Origin of the sequence: Streptomyces sp. NPDC001828, from assembly GCF_042892175.1 — a bacterium.
Classification (GTDB): Bacteria; Actinomycetota; Actinomycetes; order Streptomycetales; family Streptomycetaceae; genus Streptomyces.
This window is the reverse complement of record NZ_JBIATV010000008.1, coordinates 178,812-196,428: the sequence shown is the minus strand read 5'-3', so window position 1 is coordinate 196,428 and position 17,617 is coordinate 178,812. Positions and strand designations below refer to the sequence as shown.

At 72.0% G+C, this 17,617-nt stretch carries 16 protein-coding genes; 4 read left to right on the top strand and 12 right to left on the bottom strand.

All coding sequences use genetic code 11. The features are described from left to right. Nucleotides 1-14 precede the first annotated feature (14 nt). The 9 genes from ACFYZA_RS22955 to ACFYZA_RS22915 all read right to left on the bottom strand — a co-directional run bounded on the left by ACFYZA_RS22955 (nt 15) and on the right by ACFYZA_RS22915 (nt 8,639). Entirely contained in the window at nt 15-584 is a 570-nt protein-coding gene (locus ACFYZA_RS22955) for a GAF domain-containing protein (RefSeq protein ID WP_382586052.1), read from the bottom strand. Nucleotides 585-586: 2 nt separating this feature from the next. Beyond that, nucleotides 587-1,213 carry an ATP/GTP-binding protein gene (locus ACFYZA_RS22950; protein ID WP_382586049.1) on the bottom strand — a complete coding sequence of 209 codons (627 nt, stop codon included), beginning with the start codon at nt 1,211-1,213 and terminating at the stop codon, nt 587-589. Beyond that, on the bottom strand, nt 1,191-1,562 hold the full coding sequence (locus ACFYZA_RS22945) for a DUF742 domain-containing protein (RefSeq protein WP_382586046.1): 372 nt from the start codon (nt 1,560-1,562) through the stop codon (nt 1,191-1,193). The genes ACFYZA_RS22950 and ACFYZA_RS22945 overlap by 23 nt, the downstream gene beginning before the upstream one ends. Before the next feature lie 2 nt (nt 1,563-1,564). After that, nucleotides 1,565-1,999: a roadblock/LC7 domain-containing protein gene (locus ACFYZA_RS22940; protein WP_053730984.1), complete on the bottom strand. Its 435-nt coding sequence runs from the start codon at nt 1,997-1,999 to the stop codon at nt 1,565-1,567. A gap of 7 nt (nt 2,000-2,006) precedes the next feature. Then, entirely contained in the window at nt 2,007-4,028 is a 2,022-nt protein-coding gene (locus tag ACFYZA_RS22935) for an ATP-binding protein (protein ID WP_388492433.1), read from the bottom strand. A gap of 224 nt (nt 4,029-4,252) precedes the next feature. Next, complete coding sequence (locus ACFYZA_RS22930; protein ID WP_388492431.1) at nt 4,253-6,319, bottom strand: transglycosylase domain-containing protein; 2,067 nt, start codon at nt 6,317-6,319, stop codon at nt 4,253-4,255. 124 nt (nt 6,320-6,443) lie between these two features. Continuing rightward, nucleotides 6,444-6,821 carry a thiol-disulfide oxidoreductase DCC family protein gene (locus ACFYZA_RS22925; protein WP_388492430.1) on the bottom strand — a complete coding sequence of 126 codons (378 nt, stop codon included), beginning with the start codon at nt 6,819-6,821 and terminating at the stop codon, nt 6,444-6,446. A gap of 56 nt (nt 6,822-6,877) precedes the next feature. After that, nucleotides 6,878-8,104: an MBL fold metallo-hydrolase gene (locus ACFYZA_RS22920; RefSeq protein ID WP_388492428.1), complete on the bottom strand. Its 1,227-nt coding sequence runs from the start codon at nt 8,102-8,104 to the stop codon at nt 6,878-6,880. 85 nt (nt 8,105-8,189) lie between these two features. Then, entirely contained in the window at nt 8,190-8,639 is a 450-nt protein-coding gene (locus ACFYZA_RS22915) for a PPOX class F420-dependent oxidoreductase (RefSeq protein WP_382586029.1), read from the bottom strand. A 70-nt stretch (nt 8,640-8,709) separates the two neighbouring features. On the opposite strand from ACFYZA_RS22915, the gene ACFYZA_RS22910 reads away from it, so the two are divergent. The 3 genes from ACFYZA_RS22910 to ACFYZA_RS22900 all read left to right on the top strand — a co-directional run bounded on the left by ACFYZA_RS22910 (nt 8,710) and on the right by ACFYZA_RS22900 (nt 11,557). Continuing rightward, entirely contained in the window at nt 8,710-9,309 is a 600-nt protein-coding gene (locus ACFYZA_RS22910) for a GNAT family N-acetyltransferase (protein ID WP_382586026.1), read from the top strand. A 371-nt stretch (nt 9,310-9,680) separates the two neighbouring features. Beyond that, nucleotides 9,681-10,472 carry a polysaccharide deacetylase family protein gene (locus tag ACFYZA_RS22905; RefSeq protein ID WP_388492426.1) on the top strand — a complete coding sequence of 264 codons (792 nt, stop codon included), beginning with the start codon at nt 9,681-9,683 and terminating at the stop codon, nt 10,470-10,472. Nucleotides 10,473-10,579: 107 nt separating this feature from the next. Continuing rightward, entirely contained in the window at nt 10,580-11,557 is a 978-nt protein-coding gene (locus tag ACFYZA_RS22900; protein ID WP_388492424.1) for an NAD-dependent epimerase/dehydratase family protein, read from the top strand. Nucleotides 11,558-11,598: 41 nt separating this feature from the next. Here ACFYZA_RS22900 and ACFYZA_RS22895 read toward each other — a convergent pair whose 3' ends face one another. Beyond that, entirely contained in the window at nt 11,599-12,390 is a 792-nt protein-coding gene (locus tag ACFYZA_RS22895) for an SGNH/GDSL hydrolase family protein (protein ID WP_388492423.1), read from the bottom strand. 214 nt (nt 12,391-12,604) lie between these two features. Between ACFYZA_RS22895 and ACFYZA_RS22890 the strand changes: the two genes are divergently transcribed. After that, complete coding sequence (locus ACFYZA_RS22890) at nt 12,605-13,768, top strand: erythromycin esterase family protein (RefSeq protein ID WP_388492421.1); 1,164 nt, start codon at nt 12,605-12,607, stop codon at nt 13,766-13,768. 61 nt (nt 13,769-13,829) lie between these two features. Here the strand turns inward: ACFYZA_RS22890 and ACFYZA_RS22885 are convergent, their stop codons facing one another. Both ACFYZA_RS22885 and ACFYZA_RS22880 read right to left on the bottom strand, forming a co-directional pair. Further along, nucleotides 13,830-15,068, bottom strand: coding sequence for a peptidase S8 (locus ACFYZA_RS22885; protein ID WP_388492420.1), 1,239 nt, complete (start codon nt 15,066-15,068; stop codon nt 13,830-13,832). A gap of 281 nt (nt 15,069-15,349) precedes the next feature. Next, nucleotides 15,350-17,479 (bottom strand): alpha-galactosidase, encoded by a 2,130-nt coding sequence (locus ACFYZA_RS22880; RefSeq protein ID WP_388492418.1) that lies wholly within the window; start codon nt 17,477-17,479, stop codon nt 15,350-15,352. Nucleotides 17,480-17,617 lie beyond the last annotated feature (138 nt).

Sequence of the window (17,617 nt, the reverse complement as noted above, 5' to 3'; positions counted from 1 at the left end):
TCCGCGAGGACGGCTCAGAACCGGCCGTCCTCGCGCCGGTGGATCTGCTCGATCAGCTCCGCCGCCATCGACTTGATCGTCTCGAGACCGGCCCTGCCCCAGGGCCGGGGCTCGGTGTCCACCACGCAGATCGTGCCGAGCGCGATGCCGGTGCGGTCGATGAGCGGCGCCCCGAGGTAGGAGCGGATGCCGATCTCGTCCACGACGGGGTTCCCGGCGAAGCGCGGATAGTCGCACACGTCCTCCAGGACGAGCGCCTTGCGCCGGACCACGACGTGCGGGCAGTACCCGTGGTCGCGCGCCATGATCCGGCTCACCCCGCCGGAGACGGCCGCCGCGTTCAGGTCCGAGCCGTTGTGAGCGCCGTCCGGCGTGTGCAGACCGGCGAAGAACTGCTGGTTCTCGTCAATGAAGTTGACCATCGAGAACGGTGCCCCGGTCACCTCGGCGAGCTTGTGCGCGAACTCGTCGAAGGCCGGGTCGGGCCGCTCCCCCATGCCCAGCTGGCGCAGCCGCTGGACGCGGACCGGTGCCTCCCGGTCGACGGGGGTGAGGAGCAGATGTCCGGTCGGGTCGTACGTCATAGTCAAGCTCCATGGCTGGTGGCTGCCGGGATGGTGGCGAGCAGATGCTGGACCAGGGTGACCAGCGTCCGGATGCCGGAGCTGCCGATGCGGGCGTCGCAGAGCACGACGGGGACCTCGGGCTTGAGGTCTATGGCGGCCCGCACCTCCTCCGGGTCGTAGCGGTAGGAACCGTCGAACTCGTTGACGGCGACGAGGAATCCGATGCCCCGACGCTCGAAGAAGTCGACGGCGCAGAAGCACTCGTCGAGCCGCCGGGTGTCGGCGAGGATCACCGCGCCGAGCGCCCCCTCGGACAGCTCGTCCCACATGAACCAGAAGCGTTCCTGCCCGGGCGTGCCGAACAGATAGAGCACGTGGTGGTCGTCGAGCGTGATGCGGCCGAAGTCCATGGCGACCGTGGTGGTGGTCTTGGACTCGATCCCTTCGAGGCTGTCGTGGGCCGCGCTGACCGTGGTGAGCAGCTCCTCGGTGGAGAGCGGTTCGATCTCGCTGACCGCTCCGACAAAGGTCGTCTTGCCGACCCCGAACCCGCCCGCGACGAGGATCTTCAGCGCGGTCGGGAACGGGTCCCCGGCATCCCTGTCGGGCAGGGATGGCAGGGTGTCAAAGCCGTCGTCGTAGGCCATCGAGCACTGCCTCCAGCAGAGATCGGTCGGTGGGCGTGTCATGGAAGCGGGGGGCCCGTGCGGTCACCGCCCCGCAGTCCACCAGGTCGGACAGGAGCACTTTGGTGACGACGGCCGGCAGCCGTAAGTGCGCCGAGATCTCCGCCACCGATGTGGGCCCCTTGCACAGGCCGAGTGCCTGCGAGTGCTCGGGGCCCAGGTGCGTCTGGGGAATGGTGCCGGTGGCCATGATCTGGGAGAGGAGGTCCAGTGCCGCGCTCGGCCGGGTACGGCCGTTGCTCACTGTGTAGGGCCGGATCAGCCGTCCGGCCGCGTCGTCGAGCCAAGGCCCGTCCTGTGGGGCCGCCACGGTCAACTCCTCAGGCCGCTCGGGGTTCCGGCGCCCTGCCGGGCCGGTGTCACCAGATACGGCCGTACGCTCTTGACGAGCATCGCCATCTCGTAGCCGAGGACCGCCGCGTCGGCCTCCCGGCCGGCGAGGACCGCGAGACAGGTGCCCGAGCCGGCGGTCGACACGAAGAGCAGGGTGGAATCGAGTTCCACCACGACCTGCCTGACCTCGCCTCCGTCGCCGAAGCGCGCTCCGGCGCTGCGGCCGAGCGAGTACAGGCCGGAGGCGAGGGCCGCCATGTGGTCGGCGCTGTCGGTGTCCAGACCGTGGACGGATTTCACCAGACCGTCGGAGGAGAGCAGAACCGCGTTGCGGGTGTAGGGCACCCGCTGGACCAGTCCGCTCAGCAGCCAGTCGAGGTCCGAGACGTGTCCGGTCGGCGCATCGCTCGCCATGGTGCATCTACTCCTTGGAGTGTTCGGCGTCAGTTTCCGACTGGAGCGCCTGGGGGGAGGGGTGGGTCGACTGTGCTGCGTGGCTCTGCTGCGCCTCGGCCAGACCGATGCCCCGCTGGAACGCGGCCATCAACCCCGGGTCGTGCAGGGCGTGTTCGTCGCTCCTGCGGGGTGCGGGCGCGTCCCGCAACTGGGGTACGAGGTGTTCCTGGCTGCGGCGCCTGGGCAGATCGGGGCGGCCCATGGTGCCGCGCACGGCTCCGTTCTGGGCTCTGGGCGCGGTGACCAGCAGGGGTTCGGCGGGCTCGGGGCTCGTGCCGTGCTGGATGCCGGGGGCCGCCGCGGCCGGATTGGGCCGCTCGTCGCGCGCCCCGCGCACCGGCAGCGGCCCATTGCCCCGCCCCGCCGTCGTCGGCTCGGCCAGGTACGGCCGGGCCGGGGTCAACAGGTCCTCGGCGGAGGGAACTTGGTGACCGGGATCCTGCCGCGGCGCTTCCGGCTGCGGGGACTCCTGGCGCACGGGCTGTGGCCGCGGGGACTCCTGGCGTACGGGCTGTGGCCGCGGGGGCTCCTGGTGTACGGGTTCCGGGTAGGCGGGAGCGAGGGCGGGTGCGGGTGCCGGGGCCGGCAGCGGGGCGGTCGTCTCGACGGGACGAGCGACCTCGGGGGCGCGCACCACCGGGATCTGGCCGGTGCTCTCGCGCTCGTCCGTGTGCGCCGCATCCTGCTGCTGGGGGTGGTCCTGCTGGTTGAGCCCTTCCGGCTCCGCGCCCAACAGGCCCTGCGGCAGCACGAGTACGGCCTGCACTCCGCCGTAGATGTTGGTCTGGAGGCGTACCGCGATGCCGTGCCGGCGGGCGAGCGCGGAGACCACGAACAGGCCGATGCGGCCGTCCTGGAGGAGGTGGGCGACATTGACCTGGTCGGGGTCGGAGAGCAGCGCGTTCATCTTGTTCTGCTCGGTGACCGGCATGCCGAGGCCCCGGTCCTCGACCTCGACGGCCAGACCCGCCGTCACGAACTGTGCCCGCAGCAGGACTTGGGTGTGCGGGGCGGAGAACACCGTGGCGTTCTCGACGAGTTCGGCGAGGAGGTGGATGACGTCGGCGACGGCGTGGCCGCGCAGCGTGCCGTCGATCGGGGGGACGAGCTTGACCCGGGGGTACTGCTCGACCTCGGCGATCGAGGACCGCAGGACCTCGGTCATGGTGACCGGGTGCGACCACTGGCGGCGCGAGATGGCGCCGCCGAGCACGGCGAGGTTCTCGGCGTGCCGGCGGATGCGGGTGGCGAGGTGGTCGACGTGGAAGAGGCCCTTGAGCAGCTCCGGGTCCTCGACCTCGTTCTCCAGCTCGTCAAGGAGCTGGATCTCCCGGTGGACCAGGGATTGCAGCCTGCGGGCGAGGTTGACGAAGACCTCGACCTTCTGTTCGTTGCCGACGCTGCTGGAGAGCTGGGAGGCCTGCACCACAGCGACCACGGCCGCGTCGTGAGAACGGGTCAGCTCGTGCGCGAGCATCTCGAACTCATCTGCCCCCGGCGGGAGTTGAGCCGGAGTGCGACGCGCGGGCGGGCCCTCTCCACGCCGCAGAGCCTCCACGACCGTACGGAGGTCGGCGGCGGAGCGGGCGCTGCCCCGGCGCAGTCCGTTGGCGCGGCCGAGCACGGTCTTGGCCGTCCGGTCGGCGCCGATCCCGGCCGCGACGAGCGCGGCGAGGGCGAGCACGGCGAAGCCCGCGAGCATGGCCCAGAGTCCAACGGAGGGGTGCCGGCCGGTGGAGTGCAGGGTGAAGGCGACGGCGGCCGCGCCGCACAGCACCGCCACGGTGGCGGGCAGCACGGCAGCGCGCAGCAGCTGCGGGCGTATGCGGGACTCGGGTACCGGGCGCGGCCCGGGGGGCGTCGGCGCCCGGCCCGGGGCGGGGCGTCCGGCGTCGACGGGGGGCTGCTGCGGCCGGGTGGTGTTGCGGCCGTGCCGCCCGCCCTCGCGGCGGTCCGGCCGCGCTGCGGGTGCGCGGAGGTGAGACATCGGCGTCCTCGGTGCGTGGGGTCTCGTGGATCACTGCGGTGGGCCCAACTCGGCTGATGTAGGGCCCACGTTGATCGTCGACCACTCACCGTAGTGTTCAATCCATCACCCTCGGTGCGCAGTTGGCAAACTTCCCCGCGCAGCGTCCCGCTCTGGTATGACGCCTCGTACGACAGACCGATCGTTTCGGGCGGCGCGGCCCCGTTACCCGGGCCGGGCCGGGCTCAGTCGCTGGAGCCGGGCCCGGGCAGGGCGGTCGTGGTGAGCGTTCCGGCGGGCTGTCCGGCGAGCGCCCCCTCGATGGAGTCGCGCCAGACGGGTCCGGCGAGGGTGCCGCCGAAGGCCTGGCCGACGGTGTTGCCGCCGATGCTCTGGCCGTCGAGGTCGTGCGGGCTGCGGGTGTCGCTGACGACGGCCGCGCCGGCCAGTTCGGGGGTGTACCCGGCGAACCAGACCTGCTTGCTCTCGTCGGTGGTGCCGGTCTTGCCCGCGCTGTCGCGGTCGGTGAGCCCGGCGGGTTTGCCGGTGCCGTCCTGCACGACGCCGAGCAGCATGGTGGTGACGGTGTCGGCGGTCGCCGCGGACATCACCTGGTGGCAGTCGGCCTGCGGCACCGCGACGCTCCCGCCGTCCGGCTTGGTCACCGCGCTGATGGCGACCGGGGTGCAGTACGTGCCGTGGTTGGCGAACGTCGCGTACACGTTGGCCATCTCCAGCGGGGTCAGGTCGTTGCTGCCGAGCGTGAGCGAGGGGACCACCTGCAGCTTGGTGCCGCCGGCCTGGGCCGTGATGCCGAGCGCGTTGGCCATCTTCGACACGTCGCACAGACCGGTGTCGGCCTCCAGCTGGGCGAAGTAGGTGTTGACGGACTGGGCCATGGCGTCCGGCATGGCGAAGGGCCCGGTCAGGGACTCGCTGTCGTTGTGGACCTCGCCGTTCTCGGGGTAGGTGTTGCCGGCGCAGTCCGACATGGCGGGCCAGGGCATCGAGTACGGAGCCGGGTACTGCTGGCCGGGACTCGTGCCCTTCTCCAGGGCGGCGGCCGCGACGATCGGCTTGAACGTGGAGCCGGTGGGGAAGCCCAGGCCGCCGCCCATGTTCGTGCCGACGTTGAGGTTGATCTCCGTCTGGTGATCGCCCAGGCCGTAGTCACGGCTCTGCCCCATCGCGACGATCTTGCCGGTGCCGGGCTGGACGAGGCTCATCACGGCGGCGGCGTCGTCCGTGGTGTACGCGTGCGAGGTGACCGAATCCTGCAGGGCTTTCTGCGCCTTGGGCGACAGGGTGGTGTGGATCTGGAGGCCGCCCCTGCTCCACAGGGCGCGCCGGTCGGTCGCGGTCTTGCCGAAGGCCGGGTCGCTCAGGACGATCCGGTGTACGTAGTCGCAGAAGAAGCCCTCGCCCTGGTGGGCGGTGATGCAGCCCTGGCGGGGCTTGCTGACCTTGAGCCTGATCGGTACGGCGATGGCCTGCCGGGCCTGTGCGCCGGTGATCGAACCGTACTGGGCCATCTTGTTCAGGACCGTGTCGCGGCGCTGCTTGGCCAGGCGCGCGTTGGTGACCGGGTCGTACATGGACGGCGACTGGACGATCCCGGCGAGGAGGGCGGCCTGGGGCAGGGACAGGTCCTTGGCGTGCACGCTGAAGTAGCGCTCGGCGGCGGCCTCGATGCCGTAGGCCTGCTCGCCGAAGAACGTGATGTTCAGGTAGTTGGTGAGGATCTGCTCCTTGGGCAGGGTCTGCTCCAGCTCGATCGCGTAGCGCAACTCCTGGATCTTGCGCCCTATGGTCTGGCGCTGGGCTTCGAGCACCGCCTTCTGGTCACTGCCCGCCTGCTCGACGAAGACGTTCTTCACGTACTGCTGGGTGAGCGTGGAGGCGCCCTGGGACACGGCGCCGCTGGCCGCGTTCTTGTTGAGAGCGCGCAGCACGCCCTGGAGGTCCACGGCTCCGTGCTGGTAGAAGCGGTTGTCCTCGATGTCGACCAGCGCCTCGCGCATCACCGGGGCGATCTGCTCGCCGGGTATGACGGTGCGGTCGCGGTCGTAGACGGTGGCGATGAGGCCGCCGTCGGCGTCGTATATCTGGGACGCCTGGGAGAGCGGAGGTGTCTTGAACACGTCGGGCAGGCTGTTGAAGCTCTCGGCCGCCGACTTGGCCCCCACGCCGAGCGCCCCCGCCACCGGCAGCGCGATCCCGGCGGCCAGGGCACCCGCCAGAACGCTGACCCCGAGAAACTTGAGGAAGCGGGTGAACGGGGATGCGGGCGGGCGCGGGCGCGTGATGGGCATACGGCGAAACATACTGAGCAGACCTATGAATCGCGTCAAATAATCGTCTTTGAAGGGCAATTCCGGCCGCCCTGGTAGGAGACCGGGCGCCGTCGGCCTGCCGGGCCCAAGGCTCCGTTCCCGCTCAGGACGGTCCATCCCGGCGGTCCGCCGGAACCGCGCAGGCCGGGGTGCCGCCCGGCATGTGTTCGCGGCGGTCGGCCACCAGCCGGTAGAGGCCGTGGGCGATCCAGCGGAAGGGCGGCAGCGTGAGCAGGGCGCCGGGGACGGCCCATGCGCCGCCCGCGCTCAGCAGGAGCTTGGCGACGGCCTGCGCCCCACCACGGACCGTGCCGTCCGGAGTGACCCACAACAGCTCGTACCGCGCGCGCTGTTGAGTCGTACCCAGCGATTCCAGATCCGTGAACTGCCACGGCGTGATCTCGCAGCGCGGTCGCACGCGCCGCTCGACGAACCGCACACAGGAGGTGCAGAACGCGCAGTCTCCGTCATAGACGAGCACGGGCCGGAGCCGTCGAGCGCCTCCTCGCCCAGCCCGAGGTGCGCGCGGGCCGTACCTCAGCGCTCCCCCGCCAGGTCGAGCTCGCCCACCGGCACCGGGGTGAGGGAGGTGTCGGGAGAGGTGCGCCACGGGTGGGCGAGGGGGGCGGACAGGGGGCGCCACCACGGTTGCGCGGGGACGGCTCCCGCGGGCTCGAAGGGCTCGCCGGGGCGGGGGAAGGCCGCCGCCTGGCCCGCCTCGTCGGCGGCGTCCTTGGTCCATTCGCCGGGCTCGGCCCAGGCGTGCGGGGCCAGGTTGAAGGTGCCCCAGTGGATCGGCATGACCACGCCGTGCGGGGCGCCGCCCTGGAGGTCGAGGTGGGCGCGCAGGCCCTCGGCGGGAGTCATGTGGATGTCGGGCCAGAACTCCGAGTAGGCGCCGATCTGGATCATCGTCGCGTCGAACGGGCCGTGTTCCGCGCCGATGTCGCGGAAGCCGCCGAAGTAGCCCGTGTCCCCGCTGTGGTAGATCCGGTGCTCGGGCCCGGCCACCACCCAGGACGCCCAGAGCGTGTGCTGCTGGTTGCGCAGGCCGCGGCCGCAGAAGTGGCGGGCCGGGGTCGCGGTGAGGGTGATGCCGTTGACCTTCGCGGACTCGTTCCAGTCCAGCTCGTGGATCCGGTCGACGGGCACGCCCCAGTGCTCCAGATGGGCGCCGACGCCGAGCGGCACCGCGAACACCGTGCCGGTTCCGGCGAGGTCGCGGATGGTGGGCAGGTCGAGGTGGTCGTAGTGGTCGTGGGAGATGACGACGACGTCGACCGGGCCGAGCGCGGCCAGCGGCAGCGGGACGGGGTGCAGCCGCTTGGGTCCCACGAAGGCGAAGGGGGAGCAGCGCTCGCCCCAGACCGGGTCGAAGAGCACCCGCCGCCCGTCGATCTCGGCGAGCACGCTGGAATGCCCCATCCAGGTGATCCGCAGCCCGGTGGCCGGCGGCTTCGCGATGTCCGCGAGGGTGGTGGGGTGGACCGGGATGGTGCCGGTGGGCGCGCGGCGTGCGCGCTGGTCCTTGGCGAAGAACTGCTTCGCGAACTCCAGGGTCGAGCCCGAGGGCCGGGTCCGCGCGCCCTCCGGGTTCTGGAACACACCGTCCGCGAAGTTGGGCGAGCGGCGGATGCGCGCCATCCGCTCCCCCGCCGGGTCGGCGCCGAACGCGTCGGTCCGCAGCTCGCGGAGTCTGGAGCGAAGGGGTTGCGGGGAAGCAGCGCCGGTCACGGCACCTCCTGGGGTTCGGGGTGTTTCCATTATGGGCGGCCGTCCCGTTCGCACGGCCGCGAGGACGCCTGCACCGGTGAGGGGGCGGTCGGCTCCGCACCGGCAGGGAGCGCTCTCAGGATCCGCCCCGGCGCGGCTGTCCGTACGCCCGCTCCACCTTCAGGCGCAGCACGAGGCGACGGTCGCGGACCATGGCCGCGCGGAAGTCGTCCCAGTCGGGGTGCTCGCCCTGGGCGTCCCGGAAGAGCGTGATCAGCTCCTCGACCGTCGCGTCGTGCGGATCGGCGGCGACCGGCGTCAGCTCGGCCGTCCCCTCCACGACCGTCCACGCCCAGCGGTCGTCGCTGGTCACGTGGTAGCTGGCCCGGTCATCGCGGCGCAGGTTCCTGGTCTTGGCCCGGTCGTCGGTGAGCGACACCCTGATGACGCCCTCCGCCGGGTAGTAGTGGTGCATCACGTTGGAGAGCTGGGGCCGCCCGTCCCGTTTCAGGGTGACGAGGACCCCTCCTCCCTGCTCACCGACCAGCTTCAGCAGATCTTCCTGGGACACCTCGAAAGCCGTCATGGCTGGTGAACGCCGAGCCGGTCGGCCGGATTCCCGCAGGACGCCCGGGGGCGCCTGCCATGATGCGGGGATGATCACTCCGATACCTCCCGTGGTGCCCGCGGGCCGCATGGCCCGGCAGCAGCAGCCCTCCTTCGTCCTGCCCGGCGGGCGCGAGCTGCGCCCCTGGCGGGAGACCGACGCGGACGTGCTGGTGGCCTCCGGCCTGGATCCGGAGATCGTGCGGTGGAACCGCGTCGAGCAGCTGACGCCGAGTACGGCCCGCGAGAAGATCGCCCGCTGGGGGCAGCGCTGGACCGAGGAGGCCGCGGCGATCTGGGCGATCTCGCGGCGCGAGGACGACCGGGCCGTGGGCCTGATGGGGCTGGGCGACTTCGACCTCCGGGGCGGCAGCGCGGAGTTCCTCTACTGGCTCCTCCCGGCCGGCCGCGGCGACGGTGCCGCACTGGACGCCACCGTGCGGGTCAGCCGGTGGGCACTGGAGGAGCTCGGGCTGCACCGGCTGAGGATCACCCACTCCGTGGGCAACCCGGCCTCGTGCCGGGTCGCCCAGCGGGCCGGTTTCGTCCTGGAGGGCACGATGCGCAGCGCGCTGCTGCACGCCGACGGCTGGCACGACGAGCATCTGCACGCCCGGGTCGCGGGCGACCCCTGGCCCGACGGGAGCTGACCCCCAGGCGCCCGGATCCCTGGGCGCCCGCACCTCCGCCCGTACGCCTCCACCAGCCGACCCGGGCCGTGTGCGGCACCGGCCCCGCGCCCGACCCGGGTGGCACACACCAGCGCCCTCCACACCCGACCCGGGCGACGCATGGCTCCGACCCCGGCCCCGCACCCACCTCCGCCCCGGGTGACGCATGGCCCGGGCCACCTCACGAGGAGCCCCCCACCCGCACGCGGAGCCCGCGCCATCCGTAGGGCCGCGTCGGCATCGGCCCCCTCCACCCCACTATGCACTCGATGTATACACCTCGCGTATAGTCCGAAGTGATCCTCAGCAGGGGATCTCTCAACGAACTCACCGTCGGGGAGAGCACCGCCATGCTCAAAAACACCGCCCGCTCCATACGTACGCGGGCCGCCGCGGGCCTGGTCACGGCCGCCGCGCTGACGCTGGCCCTGGCCGGCTGCGGCCAGGACTCCACGTCGCCCAAGGAGGCGCGCGGCCGGGCCGACAACACCGCCGAGGTCAAGGCCGCCGGCGCCGGGCCCCAAGGCGCCGTGGACTGCGCGAAGGCGAAGTGCATCGCCCTGACCTTCGACGCCGGACCCGGCCCGCACACGCCCCAACTCCTCGACATCCTCAAGGAGAAGAAGGTGCACGCCACCTTCTTCCTGCTCGGCAGGAAGCACGTGGACACCTACCCGGACACCGTCCGCAGGGCCGCCGCCGAGGGCCACGAGATCGCCAACCACACCTGGACGCACCAGCGCCTCGACCAGCTGAAGCCGGACGAGATCCGCTCCGAGCTCGACCGCACCCAGCAGGCCGTGAAGAAGCTGACCGGCCACGAGCCCACGCTGATGCGCCCGCCGCAGGGCCGCACCAACGACAAGGTGAAGGCCGTCGCCAAGGAGCTCGGCCTCGCCCAGGTGCTGTGGAGCGCCACCGCCAAGGACTACGCCACGACCGACAGCGCCCTGATCCGGAAGCGGATCCTGGACCAGGCCGGGCGGGACGGCATCATCCTGCTGCACGACATCTACGACGGCACCGTGCCCGCCGTGCCCGGCATCATCGACGAGCTGAAGAGGCGCGGGTACACCTTCGTGACCGTCCCGCAGCTGCTCGCCCCCGGCACCCCCCAGCCCGGCGCGCTCTACCGGCCGTGACCCCGGGGTCGGCCCCTTCGGCCGCGCCGACCGCTCGATTACGCCCACAGCAAGCATCCGTTCCCAACTGCCCACGTGCGGGGCAGAGTTGCGGCACGAGAGTGCTGATGCTGGGCGGAACGGAGTTCGTCGGGCGGGCCGTAACCGAGGGCGCGCTGCGGCGCGGCCACGAGGTGACGGTCTTCCACCGGGGGCAGCACGCGCCACCGGCCGGCGTGGCCTCGCTGCACGGCGACCGCACCGCCGAGGGCGGCCTCGCGGCGCTCGCGGACGGCGAGTGGGACGTCGTCGTGGACACCTGGTCGCACGCGCCGGCCGCCGTCCGGGACGCGGCCGCGCTGCTCGCCGGGCGGGCGGGCCACTACGTGTACGTGTCGAGCCGCTCGGTCCACCCGCATCCGATGCCGCCCGGTGCGGACGAGAGCGCGCCGGTGGTGCCGGGCTCCCCCGACGACCCGGACGAGGTGGACTACGCCCGGGCCAAGCGCGGCGGCGAGCTGGCCGCGATGCGCGAATTCGGCGCGGACCGGGCCCTGTTGGTGCGGGCCGGCCTGATCCTCGGCCCGTGGGAGAACATCGGCCGACTGCCGTGGTGGCTTGACCGGACCGCGCGCGGCGGCGACATGCTGGCGCCGGGCCCGCGCGATCTCGCGATCCAGTACATCGACTGCCGCGACCTGGCGGAGTGGATCCTGGACGCCTCCGAGGCCGGGCTCAGCGGCCCGTACGGCCTGGTCAGTCCGGAGGGCCACGCCACGATGGGTTCGCTCGTGGACGCCTGCGTACGGGTCACCGGCGGCCGGGCGGTGCCGCGCTGGACCGACCCCGAGCCGATCCTGGCCGCCGGGATCGAGCCCTGGCAGCACCTGCCGGTGTGGATCCCGCCGGGCGAGCTGTACGACACGATGCACCGCGGCTCCGTGACGAGGGCGCTGGCGACCGGGCTGCGGTGCCGCCCCGTCGAGGAGACGGTCGCCGACACCTGGGCCTGGCTCCGCTCGATCGGCGGCACCGCCCCCCAGCGCGCGGACCGCCCCCGGGTCGGCCTCGACCCGGCCCTTGAGGCGAGGGTGCTGGCCGGCTGACCGACAGCCGTTCTTGACGAACCGTCAGTTATGACGAATCGTCAAAGGGGCAGCAGATCCGGGCGCTTGGCCGAGACCGCGTCACCCGAGGACTCACCGCGCAGCCGTCGCCCGATCCACGGCACGAGGTACTCGCGCGCCCAGTGGATGTCGTCGCGCCGCACCTCCAGGGTGCCGCGCGGCGGTAGCGGGGGCCACGGCTGGTCCGGGTCGGCCGGGACGTCTAGCCCGAGCACCTGAGCGGCGCGCAGCGCGACCCGGGTGTGCCCTTCGGCGGACAGGTGCAGGCGGTCGCCGTCCCAGGCCCGCCGGTCCTGAACGGACTTGAGCGACCAGAGGTCGAGCACCGGGCAGTCGTAGCGGTCCGCGATGGCCCGGACATGCCCGTTGTACGTCGCGATCTTGCCCCGCAGATGACGGAGCAGCGTGACGCCTCGGGTGTCGAAGCCCGTGGTCACCATGACGGTGCCGACGGCCGGCTTCAGGTCGGCGAGAGCGCGCTCGAAGCGCTCGGCCACCTCGTCCGGGTCCGTACCCGGGCGGATGATGTCGTTGCCGCCCGCGCAGAAGCTCACCAGGTCGGGAGCGAGCTCCTTCGCCCTGGGCACCTGGTCCTCGACGATCTGGTCGAGGAGCTTGCCCCGGACGGCGAGGTTGGCATAGCGGAAGGTCCCCTCCGGCCGCTGGTCCGCGAGGAGCACGGCGAACCGGTCGGCCCAGCCGACGAACGTCCCGTCGGGCCCGGGGTCACCGACACCCTCCGTGAAGCTGTCGCCGATCGCCGCGTACGACCCGAACGTGCCGCTGCTGAATGATCTCGAATCGTCTGCCACGAGCGCCTATCCTCCACCCCGGCAAGTGACCTACGCCACCGTAGGGAGGGGTTGACGGGGGGTGATATAGACCACCCGGTCAGTTTCCCGGGACCGGGAATAGGCCTCCGTCACCCCCTCAACTACGCATGGCGGCAACCCGGTTGGCATCCCCCGCAGCCCAGGATCTCCGCCCCTTGACCTCAACCGGACTTCAGGTCGGAGGCTCGGCGGCATGAACAACGACACCGCGCTCGCCCGGGTTCCCCTGTCCGACGCCGCACTCGACGAGCTCGCCCGGAAGGTGGCCGACACGGCGACCGTCGTCGGCATCGGCGGGTCCGCCCGGTTCTCCCAGGAGATCTCCGGCACCCAGGACCGGCTCACACGCCGGCTCGTGCTGCACCACGGCTTCCGGGCCCTCGCCGTGCAGGACGGCGCGGGGGTCGGTGCCGAGCTCGACCGTTACGTGCGCGGCGGCGAGGGCACGGCCGCCGACGCGCTCGCCCACGCCTGGCGGCCCCAGCGCACCGAGGAGACGGCCGCGGCCCTGGAGTGGATCCGCGCGTTCAACCGGGACCACCCGGACGATCCCGTACGGATCTTCGGCGTCAAGCCCGCCCAGGCCCGGCCCGAGGACTACGACGCCGTCCTCGACTACGTGCGCACAGCGGATCCGGATCAACTGGCCGCACTGGCGGCCCACTTGGAGCCCATCCGAACCGCACACGACATCGACGAGCACGTGCGGCGAGCCCGGGGCACGCACCCGGGACGCCCCTTCGCCGAGCACGCCCGGGACGCGCTCGCGCTGGTCGGCTCGCTGCCCGGCATCGGCGAGCACGACGACGTCCTGGCGCGGATGCGGCTGATCGTGGACTTCCACGAGCACAGCGTCGCCGGACGGGGCGACTACGGGGGCGAGGCCGCCGTGTGGGCGGACACCATCGGGGACTTCTGGCACCGGACCGGTCTGCGCGTGGTCTATTGGGACGGCATCGCCCACACCGCGGCGGCCGAGACGACCCTGGGCATGACCCCGGAGCGCGGTCCCGGGCCCACCGTCGGCAGTGTCCTGCGCGAGCGCCTCGGGGCCCGGTACGTGTCCGTCGCCATCGGCTTCCACCACGGCGACCTCGGCTCCGTCGTCGTCCCGGAACCGGGCGCCGACCTGATCGACGCGCGGCTCGGCGAGGTGGACGCGCCCGCCCACTGGGTGGACCTGCGGGCCGAGGACGTACGCCGTCACTGGCGGGGACCGGCGAAGGCCCGGGTCATCAGCGGCGTCTACGACCCGGACCACGACGCGACCGGGTACATCGGTGTCGCCTCGCTCCCCGAGGCCTTCGACGTGCTCGTCCACGTGCGGCGGGCGTCACCGGTGCACTGGCTGCCCTGAGCCCGCCGCCCGGACACGGCGAAGGGGGCCGCCGCGGTGCGACGGCCCCCTCGGTGGGGGGTCAGCCGGTGAAGGCCGCCGTGCCGTTCGGGGTGCCGAGACCGGTCGGGCCGTCGTAGCCCGCGCCCGCCTTGCACAGGTAGTCGGCGCAGCTGCCGTTGGCGCCGGAGGTGACGTCGTTCAGGGAGCCGGTGTGGGCGTAGGGGAAGGAGGACGGGGTGGAGCCCCCGGCCGGGGCGCCGGCCAGGGCGTAGACGCCGGCGATGATCGGCGAGGACGCGCTGGTGCCGCCGTACACGTTCCAGCCGTTCGCCTGGTAACTGTCGTACACCGCGAGGCCGGTGGCCGGGTCGGCGACCGCGGACACGTCCGCGACGGCCCGCTTGGCGCAGCCGGTGTCCTTCTGCCAGGACGGCTTGGGGTCGTACGCCGAGCAGCCGGAGCCCGCGCCCTCGCCGCCGGAGCCGGAGCCCCAGACCGACTCGGACCAGCCGCGCGTGCTGCCGTCCTGCTTCAGCGAGGTGCCGCCGACGGCCGTGACGTACTGGGAGGCCGCCGGGTACTCGACGCCGTAGCCGCTGTCACCGGAGGAGACGGTGATGGCGACGCCCGGGTGGTTGAAGTACTGGCTGTCGGCCGTGGTGTCGGCGGCGTCCTCGCTGCCGCCGTAGCTGTTGGAGACGTACTTGGCGCCCATCGTCACCGCGCGGTTCACCGCGGCACCGAGGTCGTCCATGTTCGCCGAGTTCGCCTCGACGAGCAGGATGTGGCACTGCGGGCAGACGGCGCTGACCATGTCGACGTCGAGGGAGATCTCTCCGGCCCAACCCGCGTCTGCCGTCGGGTAGTTGGTGCCGCCGTTCTGATCGGCCTTCTTGAAGCAGCCGTTCGCGGTGGTGCACGCGGGCAGCCCGTACTGGGAGCGGTACGTCGCCAGGTCCGACTCGGCGTTCGGGTCGTCCTGCGCGTCCACGATCGACACGGTCTGGCCCGAACCGCCGTCGGCCGGGAGGCTGTAGGCCTTCCGCAGGTCGGCGGGGCCGAAGCCGGAGGGGGCGGCGTCGGCGGTGATGCCTCTGTGCTGCTTGACGTCCGTGCGCTCCAGCGCGAGGCAGTGCATGGTGCCGGCCGCCTGACTGGCGCACAGCTGCTTCACGTTGGACGCCGGGTCGGCGGCCTGCTGGGCGGCGGCGGACGGGGCCGCGGCGAGCAGGCCGCCCGTGACGAGCGCGAGAAGGGAGAGCAGCGCGGAGGCGCCGCCCGCTCGTTGTCCGAACCTGGAGGTTCGTATGTGTTGCACGGTTCTTCCTCCATGGGGGGATCGTCCGGTCCTGGGACGGACCGGACGCGAAGAAACGTCGAGTGCATGACAAATTGACGTTCGGAGATTGCCACCACGTGAAGTGGGGGCAGCCATGAACGTACCTACAGGCCCCACTGGTTGACAGGAGCCCCAAGGCAAAGGCTTTCTCTCGACTATGAGGAGGCGTGTGTCCGGAGTAATGGTGTGGTGAAGAGGTCAGGCCGGAACGCGTAACCCCCTTGCGAGCAGCCCGAATCGAAGGCAAAGGGGATTTGGGTCTACGCCTCGCGCAGCCGGAAGACCGCCGCGTCCAGGTCTCCGCGCAGACCGGTGACCAGTCCCCGGTGGAGCAGCACGGCACCGCTGTGCACGGTCCCGGTCTCCCGGCAGACGTAGGAGGCGGCCGGGTCGAGCCCGCGCAGCCGGACGGCGGGCGGCGGCTCTCCGTGGTGCTGGGCCTGGAGCCAGGCGAGGACCACGGTGTCGGCGCCCCGGGTGTACTGGACCGCGCTCAGACCGCCCTCGGGTGCCCGCAGCCGGTACTGGGCGCCGAGCTGCACGACGGGCCTGACCTCCTTGTACAGCGCGACCCAGTCCCGCGCCTCGGCGAGTTCGGCCGGGCTCCAGCGGGCCAGGTCGCCGCCGATGCCGAGCACCCCGGCCATCGCGCTCACGAAGCGGAACCGCAGGCTGCTGACCCGGCCGTTGAGCTGGGTGTTGGGGCTGTCGGTCACCCAGGCGGCCATGACCCGGGCCGGGTGCAGCTGGCTGAAGCCGTGCTGGATGGCGAGCCGGTCGAGCGGGTCGGTGTTGTCGGAGGTCCACACCTGGTCGGTGCGCGAGAGCACCCCGAGGTCGATCCGGCCGCCACCGCCCGAGCAGGACTCGAAGGCGACGTGGGGGTGGGCGGCGCGCAGCCGGTCGAGCAGCGCGTAGAAGGCGTGCACATGCGCGGTCCACAGCCGCTGCGGGTAGGGCTCCCCCGGCCAGCCGGCATCCGTGAAGCAGCGGTTGAAGTCCCACTTGACGTAGTCGACGGGCACGCTGGAGAGCAGCGCGTCGAGCCGTTCCCACAGATGGTCCTGTACGTCCTGGCGGGCGAGGTTCAGGACGAGCTGGTTGCGGAACTCGGTCCGGTCGCGGCCGGGTTGGAACTGCACCCAGTCGGGATGGGCGCGGTAGAGGTCGCTGTCCGGGTTGACCATCTCGGGCTCGACCCAGATGCCGAACCGCATGCCCAGGCCGTGCACTTCATCGGCCAATGGCTTCAACCCACGCGGAAAACGTGCGGTGTTGGGGGTCCAGTCGCCGAGCCCGGCCGCGTCGTGGGTGCGGGCGCCGAACCAGCCGTCGTCGATCACGAACAGCTCGACGCCGAGCCCGGCCGCACGGTGGGCGAGGGTGCGCTGCTGCTCCTCCGAGATGTCGAAGAGGGTGGCCTCCCACGAGTTGTAGAGCACCGGTCGCTGCTGGTCGGCCCGGGGGATCACCTGGGCCAGCTGCCAGGCGTGCCACTGCCGGCTCGCCCCGCCGAAGCCCTCCGCGCTCCACAGTCCGGCGAACACCGGCGAGGTGTACGTCTCGCCGGGCGCGAGCAGCACCAGACCCGAATCGTCGTACCCCGCACCGCCGTTGATCTGAACCCGGCCGTCCGGCAGATGCTGTACGGCGATGCGCCAGGACCCCGACCAGGCGAGCGCGCACCCGTACACCTCGCCGCTCTCCTCGGTCGCGGCGGCGTCGGCGTCGAGCGCGACCCAGGGCAGATGCTGGTGTCCGGTGTGGCCGCGCCGGCTGCCGAGCACCTTCTCGCCGGGGGTGAGTCCGCCCCGTACGAGACGGGACTCGGCGGCCCAGCGGCCGTGCAGCTGGGACAGGCGCCAGCCGTCACGCTCGGGCAGCGTCCAGGTCGCGGCGTCCGCGCGGAGCAACTCCATTTCCCCGTCCGCCCGTTGGCGGTCCGTGGCTCCCTGGCGATCCGCCGTTCCTCGGTGACTCGCGGCCATCCAGCGCTCGATGACGTCGAAGTCGTCGCGCATCCGGTAGTGCAGGGTGACCGCGAGCCCGTTCACGGGGTCGGTGAAGCCCAGCCGCAGTTCGTCCTCCGTGACGTCCGCGCCCGTGAAGTCCCAGGCGGTGCCGCGCGCCCGTCCGGTACGCACCACGAGCGCGGGGCGCGCGAAACGGGGTCCGCCCTCGACCGGGTACTCCTCGCGTCCGTCCATGCGGGACTCGAAGGGCCAGTGGGGCGGCAGCGGCTCGCGGGCCAGCGCTTCGGCGTCGGCGACGGTGACCCGCGGCCCCCAGTGGAGGTGCAGGAGTTCATCGCGGTCCGTGAGGTGCAGCGCATAACTGCTCGCCCGCCCCGAAAGCAGCCAAAGACGTCCGCTGTCACCGGTCTCGATCATCGCGCCCCCCAGATCCGCACACGTACGCACAGGATCGGGGTCGCGGCACCTCCACGGCAACGGCTGTGCACCGGGGTGTACGGGCGATGGTTGCCCCAGGAACGCATGTCGTATCGTCGACAGACGCGCAGGACGCGC

Excerpts from the sequence above, each read along its gene's own strand:
- ACFYZA_RS22915 (WP_382586029.1), bottom strand. The coding sequence starts at position 8,639 with ATGACGGCTTTCGAGGTGTCCCAGGAAGATCTGCTGAAGCTGGTCGGT.
- ACFYZA_RS22920 (WP_388492428.1), bottom strand. The coding sequence starts at position 8,104 with ATGGAAACACCCCGAACCCCAGGAGGTGCCGTGACCGGCGCTGCTTCC.
- ACFYZA_RS22880 (WP_388492418.1), bottom strand. The coding sequence starts at position 17,479 with ATGATCGAGACCGGTGACAGCGGACGTCTTTGGCTGCTTTCGGGGCGG.
- ACFYZA_RS22905 (WP_388492426.1), top strand. The coding sequence starts at position 9,681 with ATGCTCAAAAACACCGCCCGCTCCATACGTACGCGGGCCGCCGCGGGC.
- ACFYZA_RS22890 (WP_388492421.1), top strand. The coding sequence starts at position 12,605 with ATGAACAACGACACCGCGCTCGCCCGGGTTCCCCTGTCCGACGCCGCA.
- ACFYZA_RS22935 (WP_388492433.1), bottom strand. The coding sequence starts at position 4,028 with ATGTCTCACCTCCGCGCACCCGCAGCGCGGCCGGACCGCCGCGAGGGC.
- ACFYZA_RS22955 (WP_382586052.1), bottom strand. The coding sequence starts at position 584 with ATGACGTACGACCCGACCGGACATCTGCTCCTCACCCCCGTCGACCGG.
- ACFYZA_RS22900 (WP_388492424.1), top strand. The coding sequence starts at position 10,580 with ATGCTGGGCGGAACGGAGTTCGTCGGGCGGGCCGTAACCGAGGGCGCG.
- ACFYZA_RS22940 (WP_053730984.1), bottom strand. The coding sequence starts at position 1,999 with ATGGCGAGCGATGCGCCGACCGGACACGTCTCGGACCTCGACTGGCTG.
- ACFYZA_RS22930 (WP_388492431.1), bottom strand. The coding sequence starts at position 6,319 with ATGCCCATCACGCGCCCGCGCCCGCCCGCATCCCCGTTCACCCGCTTC.
- ACFYZA_RS22910 (WP_382586026.1), top strand. The coding sequence starts at position 8,710 with ATGATCACTCCGATACCTCCCGTGGTGCCCGCGGGCCGCATGGCCCGG.
- ACFYZA_RS22950 (WP_382586049.1), bottom strand. The coding sequence starts at position 1,213 with ATGGCCTACGACGACGGCTTTGACACCCTGCCATCCCTGCCCGACAGG.